This is a genomic window from Desulfomarina profundi (genome assembly GCF_019703855.1).
In the GTDB taxonomy this organism is placed as follows: domain Bacteria; phylum Desulfobacterota; class Desulfobulbia; order Desulfobulbales; family Desulfocapsaceae; genus Desulfomarina; species Desulfomarina profundi.
This window is the reverse complement of record NZ_AP024086.1, coordinates 674,250-698,073: the sequence shown is the minus strand read 5'-3', so window position 1 is coordinate 698,073 and position 23,824 is coordinate 674,250. Positions and strand designations below refer to the sequence as shown.

At 41.9% G+C, this 23,824-nt stretch carries 25 protein-coding genes; 11 read left to right on the top strand and 14 right to left on the bottom strand.

Features of this window, described 5'->3' with window-relative positions:
* Positions 1–199: 199 nt before the first annotated feature.
* Entirely contained in the window at positions 200–430 is a 231-nt protein-coding gene (locus LO777_RS03200; protein ID WP_228856123.1) for a hypothetical protein, read from the top strand.
* Positions 431–638: 208 nt separating this feature from the next.
* Here LO777_RS03200 and LO777_RS03195 read toward each other — a convergent pair whose 3' ends face one another.
* The 3 genes from LO777_RS03195 to LO777_RS03185 form a co-directional block, all read right to left on the bottom strand.
* Positions 639–962, bottom strand: coding sequence for a helix-turn-helix domain-containing protein (locus LO777_RS03195; RefSeq protein ID WP_228856122.1), 324 nt, complete (start codon positions 960–962; stop codon positions 639–641).
* Positions 959–1,468, bottom strand: coding sequence for a hypothetical protein (locus tag LO777_RS03190; RefSeq protein ID WP_228856121.1), 510 nt, complete (start codon positions 1,466–1,468; stop codon positions 959–961). The genes LO777_RS03195 and LO777_RS03190 overlap by 4 nt, the downstream gene beginning before the upstream one ends.
* Positions 1,469–1,607: 139 nt before the next feature.
* Positions 1,608–1,820 (bottom strand): hypothetical protein, encoded by a 213-nt coding sequence (locus LO777_RS03185; protein WP_228856120.1) that lies wholly within the window; start codon positions 1,818–1,820, stop codon positions 1,608–1,610.
* Positions 1,821–1,852: 32 nt separating this feature from the next.
* Between LO777_RS03185 and LO777_RS03180 the strand changes: the two genes are divergently transcribed.
* The 5 genes from LO777_RS03180 (at position 1,853) to LO777_RS03160 (ending at position 7,359) form a co-directional block, all read left to right on the top strand.
* Positions 1,853–2,416 carry a helix-turn-helix domain-containing protein gene (locus LO777_RS03180; protein WP_228856119.1) on the top strand — a complete coding sequence of 188 codons (564 nt, stop codon included), beginning with the start codon at positions 1,853–1,855 and terminating at the stop codon, positions 2,414–2,416.
* A gap of 709 nt (positions 2,417–3,125) precedes the next feature.
* Positions 3,126–4,298: a hypothetical protein gene (locus tag LO777_RS03175; protein ID WP_228856118.1), complete on the top strand. Its 1,173-nt coding sequence runs from the start codon at positions 3,126–3,128 to the stop codon at positions 4,296–4,298.
* A gap of 45 nt (positions 4,299–4,343) precedes the next feature.
* Positions 4,344–5,972 carry a hypothetical protein gene (locus tag LO777_RS03170; RefSeq protein ID WP_228856117.1) on the top strand — a complete coding sequence of 543 codons (1,629 nt, stop codon included), beginning with the start codon at positions 4,344–4,346 and terminating at the stop codon, positions 5,970–5,972.
* Entirely contained in the window at positions 5,959–6,171 is a 213-nt protein-coding gene (locus tag LO777_RS03165) for a hypothetical protein (RefSeq protein WP_228856116.1), read from the top strand. Before LO777_RS03170 ends, LO777_RS03165 begins: the two co-directional genes overlap by 14 nt.
* Positions 6,172–6,597: 426 nt before the next feature.
* A complete protein-coding gene (locus LO777_RS03160; RefSeq protein ID WP_228856115.1) occupies positions 6,598–7,359 on the top strand; it encodes a C40 family peptidase in 762 nt (253 codons plus the stop codon).
* A 158-nt stretch (positions 7,360–7,517) separates the two neighbouring features.
* On the opposite strand, the gene LO777_RS03155 is transcribed toward LO777_RS03160, so the two are convergent.
* A complete protein-coding gene (locus LO777_RS03155; RefSeq protein WP_228856114.1) occupies positions 7,518–7,712 on the bottom strand; it encodes a ferredoxin in 195 nt (64 codons plus the stop codon).
* 553 nt (positions 7,713–8,265) lie between these two features.
* Here LO777_RS03155 and LO777_RS03150 point away from each other — a divergent pair.
* From LO777_RS03150 to LO777_RS03135, 4 genes are all read left to right on the top strand, one after another.
* Positions 8,266–8,583 (top strand): hypothetical protein, encoded by a 318-nt coding sequence (locus LO777_RS03150; protein WP_228856113.1) that lies wholly within the window; start codon positions 8,266–8,268, stop codon positions 8,581–8,583.
* 81 nt (positions 8,584–8,664) lie between these two features.
* Positions 8,665–9,345 (top strand): hypothetical protein, encoded by a 681-nt coding sequence (locus LO777_RS03145; RefSeq protein WP_228856112.1) that lies wholly within the window; start codon positions 8,665–8,667, stop codon positions 9,343–9,345.
* Between the two features lie 128 nt (positions 9,346–9,473).
* Complete coding sequence (locus LO777_RS03140) at positions 9,474–11,258, top strand: FlgO family outer membrane protein (protein WP_228856111.1); 1,785 nt, start codon at positions 9,474–9,476, stop codon at positions 11,256–11,258.
* 135 nt (positions 11,259–11,393) lie between these two features.
* Positions 11,394–12,137, top strand: a complete 744-nt coding sequence (locus LO777_RS03135) for an SPOR domain-containing protein (RefSeq protein ID WP_228856110.1) — start codon at positions 11,394–11,396, stop codon at positions 12,135–12,137.
* Here LO777_RS03135 and LO777_RS03130 read toward each other — a convergent pair.
* From LO777_RS03130 to LO777_RS03110, 5 genes are all read right to left on the bottom strand, one after another.
* Positions 12,113–12,586 carry a hypothetical protein gene (locus tag LO777_RS03130; protein WP_228856109.1) on the bottom strand — a complete coding sequence of 158 codons (474 nt, stop codon included), beginning with the start codon at positions 12,584–12,586 and terminating at the stop codon, positions 12,113–12,115. The genes LO777_RS03135 and LO777_RS03130 overlap by 25 nt on opposite strands.
* 232 nt (positions 12,587–12,818) lie before the next feature.
* Positions 12,819–14,060 (bottom strand): ABC transporter permease, encoded by a 1,242-nt coding sequence (locus LO777_RS03125; protein ID WP_228856108.1) that lies wholly within the window; start codon positions 14,058–14,060, stop codon positions 12,819–12,821.
* Positions 14,060–14,746, bottom strand: coding sequence for an ABC transporter ATP-binding protein (locus tag LO777_RS03120; RefSeq protein ID WP_228856107.1), 687 nt, complete (start codon positions 14,744–14,746; stop codon positions 14,060–14,062). Before LO777_RS03120 ends, LO777_RS03125 begins: the two co-directional genes overlap by 1 nt.
* Entirely contained in the window at positions 14,747–16,204 is a 1,458-nt protein-coding gene (locus tag LO777_RS03115) for an efflux RND transporter periplasmic adaptor subunit (protein ID WP_228856106.1), read from the bottom strand.
* Positions 16,204–17,679 (bottom strand): TolC family protein, encoded by a 1,476-nt coding sequence (locus LO777_RS03110; RefSeq protein ID WP_228856105.1) that lies wholly within the window; start codon positions 17,677–17,679, stop codon positions 16,204–16,206. Before LO777_RS03110 ends, LO777_RS03115 begins: the two co-directional genes overlap by 1 nt.
* A gap of 309 nt (positions 17,680–17,988) precedes the next feature.
* Here LO777_RS03110 and LO777_RS03105 point away from each other — a divergent pair, with 309 nt between their 5' ends.
* The gene (locus LO777_RS03105; protein ID WP_228856104.1) at positions 17,989–18,378 is read left to right on the top strand and encodes a hypothetical protein; all 390 of its coding nucleotides are present in this window, start codon (positions 17,989–17,991) and stop codon (positions 18,376–18,378) included.
* Between the two features lie 213 nt (positions 18,379–18,591).
* Here the strand turns inward: LO777_RS03105 and LO777_RS03100 are convergent, their stop codons facing one another.
* The 5 genes from LO777_RS03100 to LO777_RS03080 all read right to left on the bottom strand — a co-directional run bounded on the left by LO777_RS03100 (position 18,592) and on the right by LO777_RS03080 (position 23,532).
* The gene (locus LO777_RS03100; protein ID WP_228856103.1) at positions 18,592–20,073 is read right to left on the bottom strand and encodes a S1C family serine protease; all 1,482 of its coding nucleotides are present in this window, start codon (positions 20,071–20,073) and stop codon (positions 18,592–18,594) included.
* The gene (locus LO777_RS03095; protein ID WP_228856102.1) at positions 20,070–20,795 is read right to left on the bottom strand and encodes a GIN domain-containing protein; all 726 of its coding nucleotides are present in this window, start codon (positions 20,793–20,795) and stop codon (positions 20,070–20,072) included. Before LO777_RS03095 ends, LO777_RS03100 begins: the two co-directional genes overlap by 4 nt.
* Before the next feature lie 7 nt (positions 20,796–20,802).
* Positions 20,803–21,111 (bottom strand): hypothetical protein, encoded by a 309-nt coding sequence (locus LO777_RS03090; RefSeq protein ID WP_228856101.1) that lies wholly within the window; start codon positions 21,109–21,111, stop codon positions 20,803–20,805.
* A 294-nt stretch (positions 21,112–21,405) separates the two neighbouring features.
* Positions 21,406–22,143 carry a hypothetical protein gene (locus LO777_RS03085; protein WP_228856100.1) on the bottom strand — a complete coding sequence of 246 codons (738 nt, stop codon included), beginning with the start codon at positions 22,141–22,143 and terminating at the stop codon, positions 21,406–21,408.
* Between the two features lie 60 nt (positions 22,144–22,203).
* Entirely contained in the window at positions 22,204–23,532 is a 1,329-nt protein-coding gene (locus LO777_RS03080; RefSeq protein ID WP_228856099.1) for a hypothetical protein, read from the bottom strand.
* Between the last annotated feature and the right edge of the window lie 292 nt (positions 23,533–23,824).

Below are 23,824 nucleotides of genomic sequence, written 5' to 3'. Positions count from 1 at the left end.
TTTTTATCACAGCTTCACTTGTTTGATTTTGTTCGGTTTAATAAGGTTGAGCAGTGCCACCTCATGTGTTTTTTTATTTGCAAAAACACCCGCCATCCAATTAGGATACCCAGTACCACCTGTAACGCCTTAGTTGTGTTCGGAGGACGAGGACCTGTGCTTAATTCATGATTTTGACCTAACAAGAGGAGGATTGACGATGGATGAGAAGCTTAAAAAACTTATTAAAGAGGCCACCGCCGAGATTTCCGATCAGCTGCAAAAAATAGGCTTTGGTAATGCATATAACCCGAATGGAATTGGAGCCATTGAAGGGCTGACAATAGAAATCAAGGACGCCACCAGTAGCATCACAGCCTCGCTTGATGGGATATCCAGCGCAATTCAAGAGCTGAAACAGTCGATAGAGGAGTCAAACCAGACGGACTGAAGAGCAACCTTATCACCGTTCTTCATACATAAAATTTTATGTTCAACAGGGGTTGCCTTGCTGGAGATAACTTCAACTACTGTTTCAATGGATCTAATGACGCTAACCGTTCTCTCGTTCTGGTAAATACGGCGATATGAACACTGTTTGCCTATTAATTTTGCGATATCCACTATAGCCTCCAGTTTGTAATGATTTGTTTTTCTTTTCATAACACCGTTATCTCCCGAGTCTTTCTACCCCGCCGTTTATGCTTTTTCGGTGGAATCGTTTCCAACAGAGCACGCTTTGAAAAGCGCAGATCACCTTTCGCTTTCCCCGATGGTCTCGAATATGGAATTGATCGATTGGCCACATATCGAAACAAAGTCGATTTTGACACCTTTAACAGGGCCGCTGCTTCATTTACGGTGAGAATTTCATCTTCTTGCAGGTATTGCTGATGAATCTTTTCTCTGAGATCAAGGAGAAGTTGTTTGAGTTCACTCAGTTCTATCCGCATAACGCGTATTTCTTCATGTGTATTCGTCATAGTTCTCTTGGCCTCTCCAGATGCTCTCTGAGTTGCAGCAAAGCCACCAGAGCTTCGTTTATTTCTCTGCGGCACTGAGCCTTTTGCTGCTCCGTGTTTTTACCGTTTCTTTCCAGCCAATTTTTCCGGGTGACCTCGATAGCCTCGCCGGTTTCCTTAAAAACAGCGGATATATCACGCACGATGTCAGATTCCATGGATTCGGTCAGTTGCAGGTCAGGAACAAATGTCCCTTTGCACAGCTGTGCTATATACTGAGCAATAGGAAAAGCCCGGTCAGGAACGCCATCATCATCTCTTATCATTGATATCATGGTACGAATGCGGGCAAGAGGGCCAAAACGACCAGTAGCGAATTCATCTTCGGTTTCAGGGGCACGACACCAGGAGCGTACATGCTGGGGAGAAACTGAAAGCAACCTCGCAAGTTCAACAGCATCACCACGGTTGAGAACGTCATCCATCACCTGATAGTCCCTGGGGTATTTCTTTTCCCTTGGTATCACAGCTTCCTCTCAAATGTTTTTTTTGGCTTAGTGGTAAGTAGTGCCATCTATAAAAATATTCTTGCAAAATGCCTTTCCCCGGTTAGGATATGAAGTGCCAGCGACATATCCTGAACTGCGTCCGGGGAAAGGACTTTTCTTATTCTGTTTTTTCCTTGGCCGGTTCAGGCCAGTCAATCTTTATTATATGGGCGCATGTGCGCTCAATGATCGCCCGTATTTTTTTTGAGCGTCTCGTTCCTTTGATGGTCCGATAGAACGATGCTTTTTGATAACCTTGTTTTTTTGCGAACTCATCAATGGTTAAACCAGTGGCCAGCATTATTGCGCCTTTTATCTGTGTAGGTGTCATAATGGCTACAATGATAACCGTTAATTAAAGCAGTGGCAAGTGTTAAATTAAACGTGATTAAATCAATGACAAGTAGAAATGATTTTGCCGCCAGATTACAACAACTTATTGACTTAAAAAAAATTGATCAGAGGAAATTTTCTAAAGAAACAGGAATTTCGGAAACCCAAATAAGCAAATGGCTGAACCGTGTAGTTAAGTCGCCAAGACGATCAACAATTGTTAAAATTGCTTATTTTTTTGAATGCAATATTGATTGGTTACAAACAGGAAAGGGCTATCCGTATCCACAAAATGAAATTAAAACAGCAGAGAAAACACTAGACTTCGGCACATATAAAAGGGCCAGTGATATAGGGAAGGAAAACGAAAAGGCCAGGTTATTGTTCTTCAAACAACAGTGCCTCGGTTTTTTTGACGAATTATTTGAATTTGTAGCTGAATATTATGGCCCTGATAAAGAAGGGGTTGATCTGTTTATGGATGATCTGCACAAAGGCTTTGCCAATTATCGCGACTATATCAGGGAAAAAAAAGCAGCCAGGAAAAATTTACAAACTGATGAGCAGGATAATTTAATTGCAAATCAGAAATAAAGTTATTGGGTATAAATATCTATATTTTATTTAAAAAAGTGCATTAAAATCAGTTATAAACGATCATTTAAACAATCGTCTCAGAACTGCCTTATCAGACCATGGGGCGAAAGAAACCGAAATCCCTGCCGCAGAAGAACGAAATGATGAACAATTTGGAATTGACGATAAGGCATCATTTCAACTGAAGAAGAATTGGAAGGATTTCTAGTAGTTAAAGCAATCATGCGGGAAGTTTTCGATATTGAACGAGTATACCATCGTGACACTAAGAGTTATTTCGGAATATTACTTGATAAAAATAACAGAAAACCATTTTGTCGACTCCATTTTAATACTTCACATTAATATCTTGATGTTTTCGACGAAAACAAGAAAGAAACAAAATTCTCGATCAGTAACTTTAATGATTTGTATAATTTTTCCGATCAAATAAAATTGCTATTTTTTATTATCAGTAATCATATTGATCAAAAGAAAAGGTATTTTCTTTTCTACGTAATATTAATAGGACTACAAAGACCTACAGTTAGTAGATGATTAAGAGGTACACCAGCCCCAAATCGATCCAGTTGCCTTCGCATATCTTTAGCTCTTGAATGCAATTTTTAATGGTTCTGGGAAGATAAAGGAGAGATATGGCCTTACACTCCGCCCCAGGGGAACGAGATAGATTTAATTTTTCGAAAAACACAACTTAATTAAACTTATGACAATTGAAAATACAAATTCTTCTTCACTTAAAGGGCTTTTCATAGGAGATATGTATGAAGAGTATTATCAATCCATTCATCATTTTTCGGTCGATAGCGAGCTTGAAGCAATACTAATTTTAGCATCGATGATTGAATTACTACTAGGAAGATTGATATTAAAATATCATTTTAAAAAAGAAATAAATACTTTGAATAAGATTGGCATTAATTCATTATATTATAAAATTAGATTTGCATTTTTCTCAGATCTAATTGACAAAACAGCTTACGATGCTTTTGAATCTATAAGAAATATTAGAAATTGTTATGCACATCGATTAAGCATCACACTAGATAGCCACAAAGTTGAAACACATATTAAAGAACTAAGAAAAAAAATCAAAATTCCAAAAGAACTTAAAAAATTTGATAAGCTTATATTCAAATCTAAAATATGGAATAACGTTAGTGAATTAAGATATTATTATATAAGTATCTTGCAATATTTACGAACATTAGTTGACGCAGTTGATTATTGTTCTAATCCTTGTTCAAATATAATTTTTAATGATTTTGTCAATCACTCCGAAGAAAAAACTCAAAATATTTTATTCTTTGATGGAGTTTCTTCAGCTTATATTTCTTTTGAAGATAAGCCGTTAATGGACTTTACGGTGAAATTTATTTTTCAATTCAAACACAGTCCATCCTGCTCAAACAAAGGAAACATAATTAGTTTTATGATAAACAAAAATGAAGAGATTCTTTCTTTATCTAAAGACATGGATGAAGACAATAGATTTAATCTTTATTTAATGATCAATTCAAAAAAACACGAAATAATTTCTATACCCAACAATAACTATTCAAATTCTATTGAAATAAAGTTTTCGAAAGATGGTTTCATCAAATTGTTGTTAAACAATCGCTCCCTAAAAATATTTACTCCAGATCTCATCGAAAAAACTATTTCCTTAATAAGTATTGCAGGTAATCATTCGATACACAAACCGACTTTTGGTCTTTTTTCTATTGAGGTTTTTGATTATAACCATGAGATTTTATTCGAGTATAGCGCAACAAACAATTCGGACAACCGATATCTTAAAAAATATGGCTATTTACGACAATTAATAATAAATAGTTTTCCATCAAACTTTATTCAAAAAGCAGAATTATTTACATAATAATAATCACTAATTATTCACTAGTTTCACTTAAAGGACTGTGTAATGCTTTTTCTTTTTAAAAACCCTATCAATATTCATAAATTAGAAAATTATGAAATCCGCAAGAAGTGGGATAATAAAAAGTTCACACTCAGATTTTTTTTTGCTATTTTTACTTCAATTCTAATTGTAATAGGAATAGAGTTTTCAAGTCCAGAATATAGTACAACAACAATAATTGTTGAAAGAGCGATTGAGAATTCTGATATATTAAAAACTATAATTGAGAATCATTGGCTGAAAAAAATATTTATACAAAATTTTGACAAAGAAGAGCAACTTCCAATTTACACCGGCAAAGGGTTGAAATTTGCCATGCTTTTTATTATCTTTTTGGTCGTATCAATTCATTTTTTAAGCAATGATCCATTAAGCGATAGTATCTTATTAAGAAACCTAGAAAAAAAATCTAAGAATTTTCGTCCCCCAGGATTGTTTCGTTTCATGTCAGAAATTAACTTTTACGCAGAAAACCTTCCTTCAAACCGTTTGCCAAGTAGATGCAGTTCATGTGATACTCCTGCTTGTGGCAATAGACTAGCATACGGTGAAGACAAGACTTTATATCACTGGAATAGTATAGTGGCTAAATTGTCACCATCTTATATTAATGAATTATTATACCATACACATAAATGTCGGTTCATTTTTTTCTTAAGATATAGTGTTTGGGCTTCTGCGTTTTTTTTATCTTTTGTTTATATTTTTTCCCGAATATTTGAACTTTATGGTGTTAACCTCGCTTCTATTAACTACTTACTATTGTATTATATTATATTGCTAATTATTTTCGGCATAGTTATAGGTCTTTTTAATTCACCAAATAATGAACGTACACGTGGATTTTGGGGTCAATTCTCTGAGATTGTGAATAATATTTTCCACTCAGATAATTTCAAAGCAGCATTTACGAGTACGGTTTGTAAATATGGAGATAAAGAACACAAATTTGTACAGTATAATTCAAAAGATGTCTCCCATCTGTCAGGATATAAAATCCAACGATTAATAACTGTATTAGGTTGTTTGGACAATATTGTTAAACAAAATATTAAAAAGCTTATTCTGGGCAATTCTAGGTTACCAGGAGACAAGAAACCCTTAATAGCAATTCTAATTGCCATGATCAAAATGTTAAAAGTAATAAATCATGATGAAATACGTTTCAGATGTACTCTTTTTGTTAAAAATGATCAAAATAACATTTTAGAACCTTTAATTTGCATACCATTCATCAATGAATGTTTCATTTCTTTTAAAGATAAAAAAATTAAAGATAAACTATCTTATACAAGTGATTCAATAGCTTCTCGCTCTTTTCAAAAAAAAGCTCCGATAAGTGCTTGTAATAATCAAATACCATATTTTCACGAAAAACAGAAAAAATATTTGAAGTCTATGATTGCAATACCACTTGAATTAGATAGAAACCTAATTGAACTCACTAGAAACAATGGATACGACATTGATGAAATTATTGGTGTATTGACTGTTGATTCTGATGATTCAAATTATTTTTGTGAACACTCACATCAAACGAATTTAATCGAAATATTACCTTTCGTTAATTGCGTTGTTTACGAAATGATTTCATCTCTAAAGAAAACAAGGAAAACTCATGAAAAAAGTTAACTTTTTAAAAATTTATTCAAAAGATACTTCAACCGAGAAACAACGAGAAATTATATCAAAAAATCTTGAAACTATTTCGAGAGATATACTGGAAAATTCTGGTTCAATTCTTGCCTTATTAAAAAGAGAACATCCTGAAATCCAGTTACATTGGAGTTACAAGCCTTCCGAGGTTCAAGATGGAAAAATAACATCTTAATCCTACAATTTAATTATTTATGTACCTTTATTTGTACCCATATTCTACGATTTCTTCAAATAATCCTCTGAATACAACTAATTAATGCAATTATTCTACGGACTTCGAATCCGGGTGTCGGGGGTTCGAATCCCTCCGGGTGTACCACTGATTTAGCGTTGTTTTTCCTCATTTTCCTCTATAAACAGGGCGTTCAGCTTGACGTTTTGTTCCCTGCTTGTATTTTCCACTCACCCCCCGAGTCTTGAATTCCCCATTTTATTCCCTTTTTTCAAGTTTTTATCCCTGAAAACCTGAATTAATTCTCCCATGTTACACTCTGCATGCCTATATTATAATCAGGCCACCTTGAAATAAAGCGGGAAAATAATTCTCCACACTCAACATACAAACTGTTGAATACACAGCTTGCAAACAGAAATGCTTATGAAAATTCTGCATAAAATCGGTAGAAGTCTGGCGAAATATCTCTCCAGATCAAAGGATGACAATGTTCAGGTGGCAACAACCACCCCGGAAAAACTTGCCCAAAGTCTCAGAAAAGGTGACGTACTGCTGGTTGACGGGAGCAGCACTTTCAGTACAGCCATCAAGTATCTGACCCAGTCCAGCTGGTCACATGCTGCTCTTTTTGTTGGCGAGGACTCGCTTCCTGCTGACAATACCACCGGAAGACTTAAAGTGCTTGTTGAAGCGGATATAATTGATGGAGTCAGAGGTGTGGAACTCTCAATGTACGCTCCTTTTCATACCCGTATCTGCCGTCCGGTAGGATTAAGCCAGGACGAAATAGAAAAAGTCGTCACCTTTGCAACCAGTCGTCTCGGCAATCAATATGATTTGAGAAACATCGTGGATCTTGTGCGTTATCTCCTCCCTACACCGCCAGTTCCTTCCCGTTTCCGAAGGCGGTTGCTCTCCCTCGGCAGCGGAGACCCCACAAGAGCAATTTGTTCTTCCCTTATAGCCAGAGCTTTCCAGTCTATCAAATACCCGATTCTTCCTAAAACAGTACTGGAAGAGGTAAACACAGCATCCGGCCTGAAATGTCAGCGTGAACTCCTGCATATCCGACATCACAGTCTCTTTACTCCCAGGGATTTTGACGTTTCTCCTTATTTCAGAATAATCAAACCCACCCTGGAGTGCGGTTTTAACCCACATGCACTTCATTGGAGCAGCAAGTAGAAACTAACCCACATTTCTCATGAACATCGTGTCAATCTTGAGCAAGCGAAGACTCCCCTGAAGCCGCCTGAACTGATGAGAACTGCGGGTTAATACTTCACATCTCCGGCAGGTAAGCGTAGACTCCAAACTTGCTGATTGCCGGATTTGTTTTTTTATTATTCATCAATATGAATACATTCCGCCGGGCAGGATGCAGCCGCTTCTTCAACACATTCTTCGCCTCCAGAATCCTCATCAATCACTTCAGCCTTATCAGTGTCATCATTGAAACGAAATACATCAGGGCAAATTTCAACGCAGCTTTCACAACCGATACATTCATCTTCATCAATATGTACTTTCTTTGACATAACAACCTCCTTTCAGGTTCAGCAAATTACGATCATGCCGAAAAATTCGGACATACTTTTCCGGGGGATACCTTCCCCTGACCGTCCGAAAAACTTCAAACCTAAATCCTACACTTCGAGAATAAAGAAATAATATTTATACTGTATAAACACATAATTATCATGTCGCAGTAAGGGCTGTACTACTCACTATCCGAGTGAGATTGTTTTTTCTTTATTCCCTTGCCCTGCGGGATTGGCAATTTTACCGAATCTGCCTCGTTATCAAGGGCTTGAAGTATGTTAATACGTCTGCACCCTTGATGCCTCGCATCTCCGGCAAATTTGCCAATTGCAGGGTTTAGGTCAAAGACAACTCTAAGTACATCCAGCCAATGACGCAAGGGTCGTGGAACCGGTTCTCCCGAAGGCTTTTTTGCCTGAAACAGATTTGGACACACGAAATTCTCATAAAATAATGGGATTGAAAGGAAGATACAAACGAAGTACCATAGACTGAGAGAGAACAATCTGTTCTGTTTTTATTCATTCAACTTTTCAGGAGGGGGGACTCATGAAACGTCTCATACTGACTGCAATATTTTTCAGTTTGTTTTCACTGGGAAACAATCCGATAAACAGTTTTGCGGCAGAACAGAAAATGCTTCTGCCTGAAAGCCTCGAAGCACTTTCCCAGATGGCTGCAGATAAAAAGACAGTAACAATCTTCATAGAAGAAGAAGATCCGAAAAGGGCGACAGATCTACTGAATACTTCAAATAAAGAGTATGCCAAAAAAGGATGGGAACTTTTTAATATTGCCACTTATAATTATGATGGTGATTTTAAAGGGTTTTTCATCACCTATCAGAAAAAACTGATCATTTTTTAACGAAAATTTCCAGGAAACTGTTCGCCGGTGAACACCGGTATTGAAGTATTCTATCATTGTCAATCTTCAGGGAGTGAGATTATGCGTCAAACACTGTTTATTTATTCCCTTCTTTTTCTTGTCCTTATTCTCTCCGGTTGTGCTCAGAAAAGTACAATGGACACAGTAATTAAAACCAGACCCGCCGGTGCAACTATCACTATCGACGGCATCCAGCAACCCGAAGTTACACCCTTCAGCTATAAATTTGATTTCGCGAACAACCAGGAATACACGCTTCTCGTGGACAGGGACGGATATTTCCAGAAAGAAGTCATCGTCAACAAAAATTATCCCTTACTCAAAAAGGGCAAGATCCTCATAAAACTGACACCGAGCCCCCTCTGGGAAGCTACCACTTTTTCACCGGCCACAAACAACTGGGTTCAGGTTCTCGTGGGAGGAGAACTGACTGCAAAAATGGCCTGGCAGATCATGGTTGATGCGGTAATAAAACGTTCGGCCAATATAAAGGAGCTCAACTACGAAGCAGGCTATCTGCAGACCAAGTTCACCGTGAAGAAATTTGACACCCAGAATGGAGAATTCCTCCTCCGCTGTCAGATGATCGCGACACTTGTCTCCTCCGAACCACTCATTTACAGGATAAAAGACGTGGCTGAATGGTCCGGAAATGGTGTCCAATGGCATCCCTACAACAGGATCTTCATTGAACACGCCAATATGATAGAAGAAATCCAGGATAGGCTGAGAAGCAATTAACACCAGCTTGTCAGTAGCTGGTTACAGGATTTGTAACTCTGTGTTTTCATCCAGAGTAAACCTGTAATTGTTGACTGCCGTCCATTTGACAAGCACATCTGGAGAAGTATTATATAGAAATACTCTTTATGAAAATTCTATCTGCCAGGATAATGATCATTAAAAAATCATGTTGCTATTATCTCATTCTCCTCTGTGTACTGTTTTTTTCCACAGTAGTATCCTCATATGGTGATTTCCACAAAACGAAAATTGCCGTTCTTGATTTCGAATTGAAAGGTGACGGTTTTAAAACAAAGGATATGGGAGGAATTGTGGCGGAATGGTTTACCACAACTCTCGTAAATGACGGTCGCTTTGAAGTAGTAGAACGGGCACTTCTCCAGAAAATCATCGAAGAACAGAAACTGGGAATGTCAGGGTTGATAAATGAAAAAACCTCCACTCAGCTGGGTCAGATACTGGGTGTAAAAACTATTATCACCGGCTCTGTTCTGCAGATTGGTAAAAGCATTGAAGTCAATGCAAGAATAATAAATGTCAAAACAGGGTCTATTGTAGCGGCGGAAAATATCAGGAGCAATTCCAACAGCAACCTGCAGAAAGTCGTGAAACTGCTGACTGAAAGAATTGTAAAGAATTTTCCCCTTACCGGTTATGTCGTCAAAAGAAAAGGGAAAACGGTTCTTATTGACCTGGGAGCTGCTTCCGGTCTACAGCCAGGCATGGAGTTTATTGTTTTCAAGGAAGGAGAAGTAATAAAACATCCCAAAACAGGGGAGGTTCTTGAGGTCGAACAGATTCTCACGGGCAAGATTAAAGTCACAAAAATCCGCACAAATGTGGCCAGCGGTGAAATTATCTCTGAAGAAAAAGGTCAAAAAATTCTCTATGGGCAACTTGTCCAGAGTGTACGCAAACATCTGCCTCCACCTGTCCTGGTAAAAACAGAGCCGGTCAGTCCTGAAAAAACCGTAAAAAAAGCCCCACCTGCCAGCAAGGAGAAAAAGGGATACATTCGAACTGAATTTCCAAAAGGTAACAGGGATAATCTCTCTTCCGGCGGCCAGGCTCCAGCCGTTCTGCCACTTCCCAGCGGTTTCTATATGATGGGTGGTCATCGTTTTTCTGAAAAACCGAAGCATTACGTTAAAATAGACAGACCGGTTGATTTCATGGTTTCTGAGGTGACTTTTGCAGATTATGAGCGTTTCTGCCGGGATACAGGCAACCCCGTCCCTGACGACTTTTCCTGGGGAAGGGGGGATAGACCTGTTGTCAATGTAAGCTGGCATGACGCTCAGGCTTATGCTGAATGGCTGACCTCCCAGACGGGAATCGGTTATAGGCTGCCTTATGAAACTGAGTGGGAATGGGCCGCCAAAGGAGGCTCGGATATCCAGTATCCGTGGGGAAACAGTTTCAAAAAAGGGATGGCCAACTGCAAGAAATGCGGATCAGAATGGGATGGCAGACAGACCGCTCCGGTAAGAAGTTTTCCTCCCAATAGTTTCGGCTACCATGACATGGTCGGCAATGTCTGGGAATGGGTTCAAGACTGCTGGGTAGAAAATTATATTAATGCTCCAGACAATCAATCCGAACGCAAATACAGCGGAAAGTGCGGCAACTATACGATCCGGGGCGGCGCCTGGAATTCTCCGGTCAGACAGACATCCACCTCTTCCCGCCTGGGCGTGTGGGCCAATACAAAAAGTAATTATATCGGCTTCAGACTTGTAAGGGATCCGGCCATCACTGTCGGCAAGACTGAAAAGCTGATGCCGGGAAAACAACAAAAACCAACTCTAACCAATGAAGATGATGACTGGGACAAATACACTGAAACGCCCCGGGCAACCAAAACAACAGAAAAACCATCGGAATGGGATTGGGATGAAAATGATAAATAACTTATATACTCCTCTTTTTTCATTCAATCCTGAATCAGTGACGGTTTTGAGGTTTTGTATTTAGTAATTTGTTGAAAGTAAAGCTGGAATATTTGACTGAGTTGACAAAAAACCACTTCAACCATGGAGAAACATGTGAGTTCTTTTTCTTCCCTTTTTTTTCTTGTTCTTTTTCTTCTGTCCTTCCCCGTCCAGGCACTATCCGGCAACCTGACTCTTATAGAAAAAAGGTTGAAGGAATTGGATCAACTCAATAAAGAGGCTGTTACCGCAAGTGGACAGTTGCCGGAAAACGGTTCGGTTGAAATTAAAGCAACAGTACTGCCGGGTGGTATCAAGGCAAGAAAGGCTCTTCCGGGTGTAAAGACAACGCGTTTTAATTTCGGCAAAAAAGTGATTCTCAATCTGGAACAGAAACAGCCATATACTGTTCAGATCAGTTCCAGCCAGGTCAAATCCCAATGCTACAGGGTTGCCTCCATGCTGCGTCGTGCAGGGTACCCTGCCTTTACCTCAGAGGTTGATTTCAAGGACAAAGGTATATGGCACAGAATTTTTATCGGCTCCTTTGCGACAAGAGCTGAAGCTGAAGTCATAAAAAACAGCCTGGAAGAAGATGAAATTTCAGACGGTTTTATCCGGGAACTCCCCTATGCAGTTCAGATTGACAGTGCCTTCAGCAATATGGAGGATATCAGACAGATAAAGACAAAAGTGACCTCTCTTAATTACCTTCCTTACACGAGTTATATCCTGGATAAAAACAAGAACAGAAAAATAAGACTGCTCCTCGGTGCTTTTAAAACAAGAGCAGACGCAGCATCACTCCTGGCGGGTCTGCGAAGAAACGGTCTTCAGGCGAGGGTGGTTAACAGGTGATCTTCCGGGGTGAAAACAGATCTATTTCGTGGACCCAAACCGCTGCATCCGGTCCAGGCGAATTCTCCCCAGAACCCATGTGTCCCCCGTTTGATAGAAGAAAACAAAATATAGCAGGGAAGACGCTCATAATTCATACGAATATAGGTAACATTGGAACTCACCGTCTCCTTGACCATCAGAATATCATATGATCTGTAGGAACCGGCCAGTTTTTCAAAATTAACAAAAAATGCTATATTTGACGCCATTGCCGTAGCGTTTTCATAGGGAGAACCGACAAGCCATGTCTGAACGGCCGCTTTATACCCATTGGTTCCATATTGAGCCAGGCCGGATAACACATATGATGGAACTGCCGGAGAATTGTTTACGGCAAAAGTCGTCACCGGCGAAAAGCAGACTAAAAAGATAATCAGATTTGCAACCATCCTTTTAACACGGATCATCGGCCCCTCCCTTATTTCTTTTCATAAAATATGATGGACTCGTAAAAACTCCGATCTACTGCGTTGTGGGGTGATCGTGTAATGCTCGACGTACTATATGTACGCCTGCGCTTACACGACACCACCACGCCTTGTATATCGAAGTTTTTCCAGAGTCCATCTGAGAACGTTGAACGACTTTTTACGAGATCATCAAATATAACCCGTTATAATTCGGACAGGTTACAACATCTCAGGAATCACGCAAAGCCAGGGCCGGGCTGAGAGAAGCCGCCCTGACTGCGGGATGAACGCCAAAAATTACCCCCGCAACTATAGCAGAGAAAGGGGCAATCATCAGGCTGAAGGAGGAAATTACCACATCCCAGCCCCCATATTTCTGAATAGCCAGTGCCAGGAAAATGCCACTGCCAATACCCCATATTCCACCTGACAGGGTCAATAGAACCGCATTCCAAAGGTACAGGGAAACAATTCGGATTCGCGAGGCTCCCATTGCCATTCTCAAACCGATCTCCCGAGTCTGTTCGGCGATATTGGCAAGCATCACATTCATTACACCTATTCCGCCAACAAGAAGAGACAGCCCGGCTATCGCCCCCATGATAAATGAAAAAAGTCTTTGATTTTCTTTTTCTTCTTCAAGGAGATTCACGGGAACCACCAGGGTAAAATCTTCAATTCGATGATGATTCACAGTCAGCAACTCCTTCACCTGAGACGCCAGATCAGTAATCATTCCCCTTCTTCCGTCCCGCAAGGTCATCACAATACCGTCCAGATGATCAATTTCCTTATTATATCCCAGAGAAGGCAGTAACGATATGGGAACAATCACAGTATTGTCGAAATCAAGTGAGGAAAGGCCGGTTCCTTCAGTGAGCAGTTTCCCTTTGTGTGGAAGGAGGCCCACACTCACCACAGGTTGACCGTCAATTCTGAGAATCGCTCCGTTCCCACTCCCGAGGGTTTTGGCGACACTACTCCCCGTCACACAGATTTTTTCTTGACGGACAATGTCATCTTCGCCAAGCAACCTCCCTCTTTCGGGAACAATTGATTCCGTGTCAAACCATTCACCAGAGACTCCGAGAAGCGTTGCCTGGACAGTTGAATTGTTCCAGAAAACAGTAACATCATCGACTCTTGCGTAAGCTCCGACATATCCCCTGTTGCCAAGCCAGGACTTCAGTGACCGTGCATCTTCTCTTACCAGTCCCCTGGTCATATTGGCAAAACCTTCCCCTTCGGCAAGATGCCCCAGGCCGGTATTTTCTATCCGAAGGGTATTCACCCCAAGGGAGGCAATCTTGTCCAGTGCTGCTCTTCTGGCTCCCTCTCCGATTGACAACATGGCAATCAGGGCCGACACTCCAATTCCGATACCAATACTACTCAATAGAGATCGAAGTGGCCGGCGGCGCAGGGACAGCCAGGCATCTCTCATATCATGAATCTGACAATGGATAATCATCAAGAGTGTACCCCTTCCGCTGATTCAACTTTTTCAAGATGAAGTGTTCGGGTTCCAAAAGAACCAGCCTCCGGATCATGACTCACCATGACAACTGTGCATCCTTTATTCACCTGTCTCGCCAGGAGTTCCATTATCTTCCTGGAATTTCCTCCATCCAGACTGCCGGTTGGTTCATCGGCAAAGATTATTTCCGGCTCTCTTACCAGTGCCCTGGCAAAAACAACGCGTTGCATTTCTCCGCCTGAAAGTGTACCGGGAAAACGGTGGATCAATTCTTCCAGACCTGCGTAAGCAAGAAGTTCCCGACAACGTTTATCCACAGTTCCATGTGCCACCGGTTCGCCGTAGGAAAACGGCATAGCCACATTTTCAAGGATTGTCCTGTCGGATAACAGATGAGGTGTCTGGAAAATAAATCCGAAAGAACTGTTACGCAACCGGGCTATTTCCATTTCATTCATCCTGGAAAGTGATCTGTTTTTAAAAAAGATTTCTCCTTGTGACGGAAGATCCAGCCCACTGAGAAGGTGAAGAAGCGTTGATTTTCCAGCACCTGAGCGTCCGGTAACGACGAGAAACTCCCCTTTTTCCACAACCAGAGAAAGGGGTGCAAGCGCAAGGCATGGACTGTCCCCTGAAATGAAAGATCTCGAAATATTTACGGCTTCCAGAAGGACAGACATCTACTCCTCCCGTCGGAAAATCTTGTCTCCCGCCTGTAAACCACTCATCACTTCAACCCACTCTTCTCCCCGGGCGCCGAGTGAGACCGGTACCAGTTCCACCCCTTCGTTTCCCAGTCTCTTCACGTAAGTGCTGCCGCCATGATACACGACAGCATCCTGCGGGATCGCGGGAACGGCCTCCACCAGACGATAAATGATTCTTGTGGTAACAGACATACCCACATGCACCTTGTCGGTATCACCAGTAAAGCGTATCCTGGTGTAAAAACGACGCACTCCCCTGTGCTTCCTGTCTTCCCTTGCCAGGGATGCGATGGATTCAACACGGCCGGGAAAGAGCTTTCCCGGAAAAGCGTCAAGTTCAATTTCCGCCTCCATACCGTTTCCGATTTTTGCCACATCAATTTCCCGAACCCGGATTTCAGCCACAAGATCCCGTGTATCAGGCACTTTTAGAAATGTTTGCCCTTCCCACACTGAATCTCCGATCTGTATCTTCCTTCTCCCGTTTTCCCTGGGGAGCTCAGCGTAAAGAAGCAGTCCTCCGGTGGGAGAATAGATATCACAGTTCACCACATCCATTTGAGCTTTTTTGAGAATTTTTCTCCGATTTACCAGTGCGCGCCTTGCCTTTTCCACCTTGGCATTCCAGTTCTGTATCTGTAAATCAGCAGTCCTTCTGACCCGCTGCAGATTACTTTCAGCACCCGTGACCAGCAATTCCGCCTCCCGCAGCAGCTTGGGCCAGGTGTACCTGTTAAAGTTTTTCAGCTCTGCCCGGGCAACTTGAACCTGCTCCTCAGCCGTTTTGACTTTTTCCGCACTTCTGTCTCTTTCCCGGACACTGATATGCCCTTTCTTCAACAACACATCGAGATCAGCAAGTTCATTCCTGTCCAGCGCCAGAACCCTCTCAGATTGATGGAACTTTTGTTCAAATATTTTCCTCTTCAACGGGCCTGTTCCGTTTTCTATATTGTTTGCCTGGATTTTGGCTATCTCAAGTTTCCGGACAGCCTCTTCGATCTTTCCGTTTTCCTCTTCTTTCTGCAGAGACAGCAATTTTTCAGTTGCATGAAGAGTTGCTTCCGCATCAGCAGAGAGCTGTTCCGCCTTGAGCAGCTTGTCCAGAAAGGGCTTGGTGTCAAACCTGGCAATCAGGGTTCCCTTCTTCACCCTTGTACCTTCTTTGATCAACCAGACGATTTTTGCCTGATTACTTGATATTTTGGAACTGACCGGGGAAACCTTTGCCGGAATAACTACTCCCCGTTCCAGGATACTCAGGCGAAAACTCTTTGTCTCCACAGGGACAAACCTTTCTCCCCCTTTTTCCATGCCCGACTCGGAACTGAAAAAAAATCCTGCACCAAACCATATCAAGAAGACAAAGAACACTCCTCCAAATAGAAGTAATCTGTTTCTCGTCATAAAACCGGAAAGGTTCATTTTCATCAATCCCCGTTCTCTTCCATTTTGAATCGACTGTCATCAGGGTTGGGTTTTTCTGCCAGCTCAATCCATGACAGGTTAAGTAATCCCAGGCTGTTAGCCAGTTTCACGGCAGCAATATTATAAGCGGTCAATGAACTCACCGTTCCAAGCTCCGCCGCCGAGAAAGAACTTTCAGCATCCAGTACATCCATGTTGTTGGAAAGCCCCCTTTCATACCTGGTTTTTGCAAGATCCAGGGCCAGACCGGCCTGATGATATCTTTTCAGGCTGATCTGATAATTATTTTCCTCATTTTCCAGATCGGAGAATGCATCTTCCGCTTCCCGAATTATTTTTCTTCGCATGGTATCTCCCATCCGACGAAGTTTTGCCATCTCCATTTTCTTACGTACAAGTGCACTTTCTTCATTAAAACGGTCCAGGGTGGAAAGCATTTCCACCTGAACAGACCAGTTTGTCTGATCAAGTTCCAGAGCTTGTCCTGTAGTATCTCCCTCCCCTTTTCGTTCCACTGTCAGACTGAGACCCACATCAGGAGACATATCTTTTTTCGCCTTTTTGAGTTCAATCCTGCTAATTTCTATATCTACCCGGTGTGCCTGCCAGTCAAGACGTGCCGAAAAAAGCCTCTTTTTCCAGTCAGGGGGAACGACCGGTTTCATTTTCCTGATAACCGGTTCAACCTGTATGGTTTCATTTTCCTCAAGCTGCAAAAGTTCCCTCAAGGCATCAAGAGCTCTGTCTTTCTGCAGAATCTGATTCTGTACAATTTTTTCCGCATCAAGGGCTGCAAGTTCCGCCCGATAAACATCCACCTTGGAAACCAGGCCAACATTCTGTTTGGATCTGGCAGATTCAAGATGCGCGAGACTGCGTTCCCTCGCTTCCCTCGATTTCATCAGCAGTCTCTCTGCCAGAAGAAGATTATAGTATTTCTGTACAGTTGAAAAAATAAAAGTCTGCCGGGCTCTCTCTGCCAGTATTTCCTCTCTTTTTGCCTTCAATTGGGCCCTGGTCAATTCTGTCAGGTTATATTCCCTGCCCCAACGCCTGAACAATCCCTGGGAAACCCGTATATATGCCCGGGCTGTACGAGAGTGAGTGATCACGTAGTCACTGTTCGCATCCAGCCGGTTACCAACAGCACCATACGAAATAGCGGCTCCCGTCTCAGTTTCCCTGCGAAATTCCAGGCCAAGGCGCTGGGAACCTGTCCCCCTTGTAAATCCGAGGGTCGTCAATGGAACAATCTTCGTCTCAAACCTGTGTTCGGCACTGGCAATATCCATTTTGCTGAGCTGCAGACTGTCCTGAAGATCATAGGAAAAATCACTCCGCTCAAGGGCCGTTTTTATAATAGCTGTCAGTTCTGATCCCCTTGCATACAATGGTGGGAAAAAGAGAAAAAAAAGCAGAAAAACAGAACTCACTTTTTTTAACACAACAATCCATTGATAATAATTTGCAAGTTGCATGTTTAACGCCCTGAATACTTGACAGTTTCTTTTTTTCGAATGATAATATCAATAAGCATGAATGAAAGTTGTATAGCAATCAGTTGCGATAATCAAGCCCTTGGGATGGTATTTACATACACCCTGTACGATTCAAACAGGCAATTTCAAACCATTGTCAGCATGAATTTGTCAGGTTTTATGTGGTACATTTCTCAATACATTGATTCATTGCGCACTGATATTTGTGTGCGGAAGTTTTTTTCATTCGAATTCATAATGAATTGTTCCACTTTATCCAAATTTTTGATCCTATGGAGTTCAATAATTATGAGCAGATCAGTTTTGTGTACTCTTTTTTTCTCCGCCATTTTCTTCCTCTCAGGAGTGACTGGGCAGGCGGGACAATCCGGACATCTTCCTTCCGTTGATGTCCAGGCAAGGTTCATAGTAGTCGACGAACTCAATGCGGAATTCCATAAAGATACAGGTACAATAACAGTAACTGCACTGATCAGAAATGTTTCTCGTTCAAAAATTAAAGGATATGCAACGATCTATTATCTGTCAGCAGAAGGTCAGGAAATTTATTCTTATGAAGAAGAAGTCAATGAAGGTGAGCCGTTTGATCACGGAGTATCCGTTACTTTTGAATCAACAGCAAAAATAAGTAATATTGACAAGATTGCATCAATAAGTGTCGATTTCACCCAGACTTAACCCGTAACTCATGAACATTGTGTCAATTTTGAGAATGACTGTAGAATACAAACAATCGCCAAATCTCAGTGATTGAACAAAATTTACGGTAGTGTTCACCAAGGTCAGTCCAGGTGACCCCATTTTCTGCACTATTTCGGCAGTGAACATAGGTCATATATGTAAGCATTGTTCATTTTCCTGTGACGCAGGGATCGGGCAAAAAGGCAATTTTCAAGGTGACCAGAAGTGTTTTGCAGATTTGATCATATATTTTCTAATTATATTGTTCGTACCTTTCAGCATTTTCTCTTTGTCAAAAACAATTTTTGTTCCCTGGGTATCCATAATAATCAGATATTTCTCCCGGCTGTTTTCTAGCAAAGTAACAAGGTGAGCAAAATTCCTGACTGCCACCCCATTCACCGTTTTAATGACATTGTCAGCCAGTTCATGGTAGCCGATATTAACCTTGTCAGCTAAAACCTGTGAAAGAATTACAATCTCCTGTGTCTGAAACTCTAGATCCCCGTTCAGATAATAATCCATGAGTTCAACCGGAGCAGATTGATACCAGTCCGCTACGCTCCCGTACTCCATGAGATAATTCAGCGTAAGGGGTTGAAAGACAACTCCACCGAAAATGTAGTAACGGGGCAGTACTTCATGTTTATAGGGAACCAATCGATCAAAACCGACTGAGCGCTGCAACGGCACCTCTATACTGATCTTTTTCCCATCTCTTTTCAGACCAAGAGTTATCGTTTCACCGATCTGTTTTCCCTGGATAATATAACCAAAAAAAGTTCTCTGCCCTTTTCGGAATTCTATCGTCCCGTCATAGGCAACATCTTCATTTTCAACGGACAGGATTACATCTTCTTTTTTTAACAGCATCCGGGAAGGTGAGCCTGGGGAAATATTGTTGATCAGAGCTCCATTTTCGCCATCTTCAAGTTTGTAATAATTTCTTAAATACGGACTTTCCAGCTTCTGCATGGATATTCCAAGATCAGGAATTCCCTCAATGGAGCCATCCTCTGTATCCTTCAAAAACTGCTGAATGACAGGAGCCGGAATCATATATCCGATATTGTCGTAGCCGCTGTGCATTCCTTGAAATGCAACACCGGCAATTTTCCCGTTGAAAATTACGGGGCCGCCGGAATTACCGGCATTGATTGACGCATCGATCTGGCAGGATAGAAGAAATGATCCACTGTAAGCGTAATTTATGTGCTCTATTCTCGATACAACACCCTCAGTGATGGATAGTTTGTCTCCTCCGTCCGGAAAGCCATATACAGCGACTTTATCCCGTACATCCGGCAAATCACCGATTTTTAGAGTTGATACTCCTTTAAAAAATTTTTTTTCAGCAACTTCGAGGAGAGCAAGATCACTCTCATGATCAAAATATTTAACTTCAGCTGAATATTTCTCAGTTCTCCCAGCCCGTCGAACATGGATAAAGACGCTGTCGCTGACCACATGCGCATTGGTCAATATCATATTGCCATCAATTATGAAGCCGGTTCCATGGGTCGTGAGCTGGCCGACATGCTGCCACGGTTGCTGGAAATTTGGAGAATTTCTTACCGTTTGAATTTTAACAACAATTTCTGCCGGGGAAGTGGTATTTCCCTCGGTCGGAAGGAAAAAACACAGAACAAGAACAGAGAAAAAAAACAATTTTAGAAACCTGGAACCTGTCATAATGGACTTACTTCACCAATATCTGATGTATCAACCTGCACATGTGGTGGATTCCCGCCATACTGAACCTCGCTGGTACCACCGGCACTGCCGGAGAGTGTATCGGTAACATAAATCTTTGCCTCAGTAGCATCTTCAGTGATGACTTTTACATTCTGCGCATGAAATGCCTCCCCATCAAACTCAGATGATCCCTGCAGCCGCAGCTCAAGATTTTGGGTGGAACCGACAAGCTTCAAGGTACAGGCACCCTGCAGGTCAACTGACAATTCTTTTGAAGAACAGCTATTCAACAGACCAACCAGATCACTGCTGCCATCAGCTGCTATTTTCCGCAATGCTTTCCTGGTTGTGATTTTAACGGCCATCGGATTCTGTGTACAGACGGAACCCTTCGCGTAAACCGTCAATCTACCGTTTTTCACTGTGGTAATTATTTTTGAATGAAGATTCGAATCGGCCGTTATTTCAACATGCTGCCTGTCACCGCAGGAAAGGTGTACATCGAGAACACCTTCAACATGTATTTCACTGAAAGGTTCCGTATGGCGCACCTCTTCTGTCATCCTGCCATTTCCCTGGATGCAGTCACCTCCGACAATACCACCTGTATTCACCTGGTTATTCACACCGATATTAATATTTTGAAATCCAAATAAAAAGAACAGACAAAGCAGTACCAAACCATACCGCAATCGAAAAACCCTTTTGAAAAATGTCATTTTTTCATCACCTCATGGCGCTGAATGATTTTTTCAGGTTATTTTTCACTACCCTTGTATCACCAGGATCTCCATAAGTACGCATATACACTGTCCTCGTTTCTCCGGATACAGTATCCAGAACAAACGCCCCAACAGCACCACTTCCACGATTAAGCTGAGTAGCCCAGGAGGAAATCTGGTATCTCCCGTAGTTCAGTGTTGAATTCTGATAATCAGAAGCCGCCCCCATCAGTAAAGAGACAACAAACAGACACAGCGCACCTATTGTGAAAGAAACAATCCTTTCCCGCCAAATATTTATTTTCTTATCCATGATCAATTTCAATACTGTCCGGCCTCCAAACCTTCATTCAGGAAGTACAGACAATACCGCTCTTAAATGATAATAATTGAAAACTTAATTCTTTATGAATGAATAAAGAACAGCCTCTACAGAATCGGCTGGCCTGACCAGGTAGAAAGCCGGGATGTGTAATGGCTCAGCCATTTTCGGATTTCCGGATACAGACCGGAAAGTTTTAATGCATTCTCACGTCAGGCGAAGCGCCGTTTCACTTCACCTGACCATGAGAATCAAACAGACAGCCAGGTTGTAATGGCTCTCATTTTAAGATTGAGCCTTAGCAGCAGAGTAATCATCAACCTGGGCACCGTGACCTTCTACTTCTATCACGTCATCGACACCAGGAATTGAAGCACCGAGAATATCTTCAATATCTTTTTTGGTCACCTTGAATTTCACAAAGGCATTACCTTCTTCGTCCCAGCCATAATCAACAAGATCAGCCAGGTAAGTTGTAGCCATAACCTTCACTTTGACAATGTCAGAAGTCAGGATATAGTTTTCAACAGTGGTTTTACTCTCCAGGGTAAAACCAACAATGGTCTTGACCAGGTTTTTGTACCCGTCCAACTCTGCCGCCCGTAATGCCCTGAGAGGTCCGGCATTGGCAGGAGTTGAAGTTGCAAAAGCAACTCTTTTAAAGGTCTTCCCTTTTAAATCCAATTCCTGGCCATCAATATTGGTTATCGTGTCAATACTGATAGAGGCTGTTGCCTGGGCGATGTCTTTTTCAGCATCGTAGACAACCTCATCAATCTTGATCCCCTGAATTTCTGCAGACGTTTTTGACTCAGTTTTACCAACAAAATTTGCGGCAACCATATCGACGACCTCTTCCGTCGATCTGATCTTCAAACCATATACGGATTCAACAATGGCCCGTTCCGCCAGTACCCTCGCAGCACGGGTTGACATGATTTTTTTATTTCCCGCAACCGCAATGGTTGTGCCAACAAACATCATGACCAGAACATAGCTGACTGCAGTTCTTTTTAACAACATGGCCGTATTTCTCCTTCCTGTAATACAGATTAAAAATCTTCAAATTTGGTGAAAGTTTTATTACCAATCATCCGCTGACAGCTTCCTGCCGAATTTTTTCGGCTTCTTACGGGCAGGAGCAGCTTTTTTTACCGGTTCAGGTGCAGGTTGTTGAACAGACTGTGCCTGTGCTACCTCCTGAACTGGTGCAGCTGCCTGTACAGGAGCAGCTTCCTGCGGCTGCTGAGCTGGTTGCTCTGCCACCTGCTGCTGAGCCGGCGCCTGCTGAGCTGGAGCCTGCTGAACCGCTGGTGCTGCTTCCTGCACTGCCGGTTCTTCCTGCGTTTCCTGCAGGCTGGCATAATATTTATTGATGATATCCCTTCGGGCAAGAGTTGCCCTGGTAATGGGAATAGAAATATAAATATCAGTAAATAGTTTCTCACTCACCTCGTCTGCTGTGGCGCTGAAAGCAGGATCAAACTTCTGAAGAGCTTCACGGGTTTTTCCATCAATTTTATTGGTTATATCCACATCATACCCATGCAGAATCAACCATTGCTGTACTGCTCCGATCCTGTCTTCCTTTGACATGCGATAATACGTTCCGGAAATGGAATCCAGAACAATTTTATCCGGCTCAGAGCCCTCGCCCATTAGACGCCAGTAAGGAACAGCAAGATAACGTCCTATCAACTGCATCATACTGACCTGGACCAGAACCCGAACGGCTTCATGCCTGCCCTGAACCTTTTTAATCGTTCCTTTAGATCCAAAACTCGGACCAAAAAGAGTTATGGCCAATTCTTTCTCACGGAGTCCTTTATATACCTCCATGCTGTTGGTTGTAGTCATCCTGGGAATACCTGCCAGCGTCTGAAAATCTTTCAGATTGAAATCCAGGGTAATCCTTGCCTTCCCATATTTTGAAGTATCGCCAAAACTTCCCCCGACTGTTTTATTAGGAAACCAGCTGGGTACACCGTTCACGTCAAATTCGGCATCGACGTTTGTCCCTTCACCTCTTGTTTCAAGTCCACGATCAAATTCAGTAATACCGCCGGTTATCACCACATCGGGAACAACCTTATCTTCAAAATTGCTGTATCCGGAAACCATCTGGTTCTGTATGTATGCAGGATCATATTCGATAAAGAGAACATTACCCCCGATGGAATTCAGGGTACTTTTCATTATTTCCGTAATATTTCTCTGAATCTCTCCTCCGGTAGTAACAGAAGTACCGGTTTCATCCGCAATGTCCTGACTCTGAACTTTCATATACCCGGTATCATAGATCTCTGTCATGAGACCGAGATCGAGAAGCGCCTGGCTATATGAGGTAATTTTCTCAACCGGGGCACTTTTCTGGAGTTCCACATCTACGTTATGGGGTTCATGTCCCCACATGCAGACAACAGCAAAAAAGCCAGACTGAGAAAAAGCACAGTGAGTACGTTCCGTGAGGATAAACAGCTGACCCTGGAAGAACTGACGGTTGCAGTCTTGTTTAGTATCATATCTAACAATCCAATTTAGAAATTACAGTAAAGACAATTTACAGATATCTTACGATGCCCGCCCAATACAAGAACCACCACGCAAAACTAGGGTGTTGAAACAGGCCCCAAAAAAGTGACTGTTTCAGGCCACTGCCCCATGATAGCTGGAAAGTAGTAAGAATAAAACCTTCCAGGATTAT

Excerpts from the sequence above, each read along its gene's own strand:
- LO777_RS03095 (WP_228856102.1), bottom strand. The coding sequence starts at position 20,795 with ATGACATTTTTCAAAAGGGTTTTTCGATTGCGGTATGGTTTGGTACTG.
- LO777_RS03085 (WP_228856100.1), bottom strand. The coding sequence starts at position 22,143 with ATGTTGTTAAAAAGAACTGCAGTCAGCTATGTTCTGGTCATGATGTTT.
- LO777_RS03140 (WP_228856111.1), top strand. The coding sequence starts at position 9,474 with ATGAAAATTCTATCTGCCAGGATAATGATCATTAAAAAATCATGTTGC.
- LO777_RS03100 (WP_228856103.1), bottom strand. The coding sequence starts at position 20,073 with ATGACAGGTTCCAGGTTTCTAAAATTGTTTTTTTTCTCTGTTCTTGTT.
- LO777_RS03080 (WP_228856099.1), bottom strand. The coding sequence starts at position 23,532 with ATGTGGGGACATGAACCCCATAACGTAGATGTGGAACTCCAGAAAAGT.
- LO777_RS03165 (WP_228856116.1), top strand. The coding sequence starts at position 5,959 with ATGAAAAAAGTTAACTTTTTAAAAATTTATTCAAAAGATACTTCAACC.
- LO777_RS03115 (WP_228856106.1), bottom strand. The coding sequence starts at position 16,204 with ATGAAAATGAACCTTTCCGGTTTTATGACGAGAAACAGATTACTTCTA.
- LO777_RS03195 (WP_228856122.1), bottom strand. The coding sequence starts at position 962 with ATGACGAATACACATGAAGAAATACGCGTTATGCGGATAGAACTGAGT.
- LO777_RS03145 (WP_228856112.1), top strand. The coding sequence starts at position 8,665 with ATGCGTCAAACACTGTTTATTTATTCCCTTCTTTTTCTTGTCCTTATT.
- LO777_RS03155 (WP_228856114.1), bottom strand. The coding sequence starts at position 7,712 with ATGTCAAAGAAAGTACATATTGATGAAGATGAATGTATCGGTTGTGAA.
- LO777_RS03110 (WP_228856105.1), bottom strand. The coding sequence starts at position 17,679 with ATGCAACTTGCAAATTATTATCAATGGATTGTTGTGTTAAAAAAAGTG.
- LO777_RS03185 (WP_228856120.1), bottom strand. The coding sequence starts at position 1,820 with ATGACACCTACACAGATAAAAGGCGCAATAATGCTGGCCACTGGTTTA.
- LO777_RS03150 (WP_228856113.1), top strand. The coding sequence starts at position 8,266 with ATGAAACGTCTCATACTGACTGCAATATTTTTCAGTTTGTTTTCACTG.
- LO777_RS03125 (WP_228856108.1), bottom strand. The coding sequence starts at position 14,060 with ATGATTATCCATTGTCAGATTCATGATATGAGAGATGCCTGGCTGTCC.
- LO777_RS03170 (WP_228856117.1), top strand. The coding sequence starts at position 4,344 with ATGCTTTTTCTTTTTAAAAACCCTATCAATATTCATAAATTAGAAAAT.
- LO777_RS03175 (WP_228856118.1), top strand. The coding sequence starts at position 3,126 with ATGACAATTGAAAATACAAATTCTTCTTCACTTAAAGGGCTTTTCATA.
- LO777_RS03200 (WP_228856123.1), top strand. The coding sequence starts at position 200 with ATGGATGAGAAGCTTAAAAAACTTATTAAAGAGGCCACCGCCGAGATT.
- LO777_RS03130 (WP_228856109.1), bottom strand. The coding sequence starts at position 12,586 with ATGATCCGTGTTAAAAGGATGGTTGCAAATCTGATTATCTTTTTAGTC.
- LO777_RS03090 (WP_228856101.1), bottom strand. The coding sequence starts at position 21,111 with ATGGATAAGAAAATAAATATTTGGCGGGAAAGGATTGTTTCTTTCACA.
- LO777_RS03160 (WP_228856115.1), top strand. The coding sequence starts at position 6,598 with ATGAAAATTCTGCATAAAATCGGTAGAAGTCTGGCGAAATATCTCTCC.
- LO777_RS03105 (WP_228856104.1), top strand. The coding sequence starts at position 17,989 with ATGAGCAGATCAGTTTTGTGTACTCTTTTTTTCTCCGCCATTTTCTTC.
- LO777_RS03120 (WP_228856107.1), bottom strand. The coding sequence starts at position 14,746 with ATGTCTGTCCTTCTGGAAGCCGTAAATATTTCGAGATCTTTCATTTCA.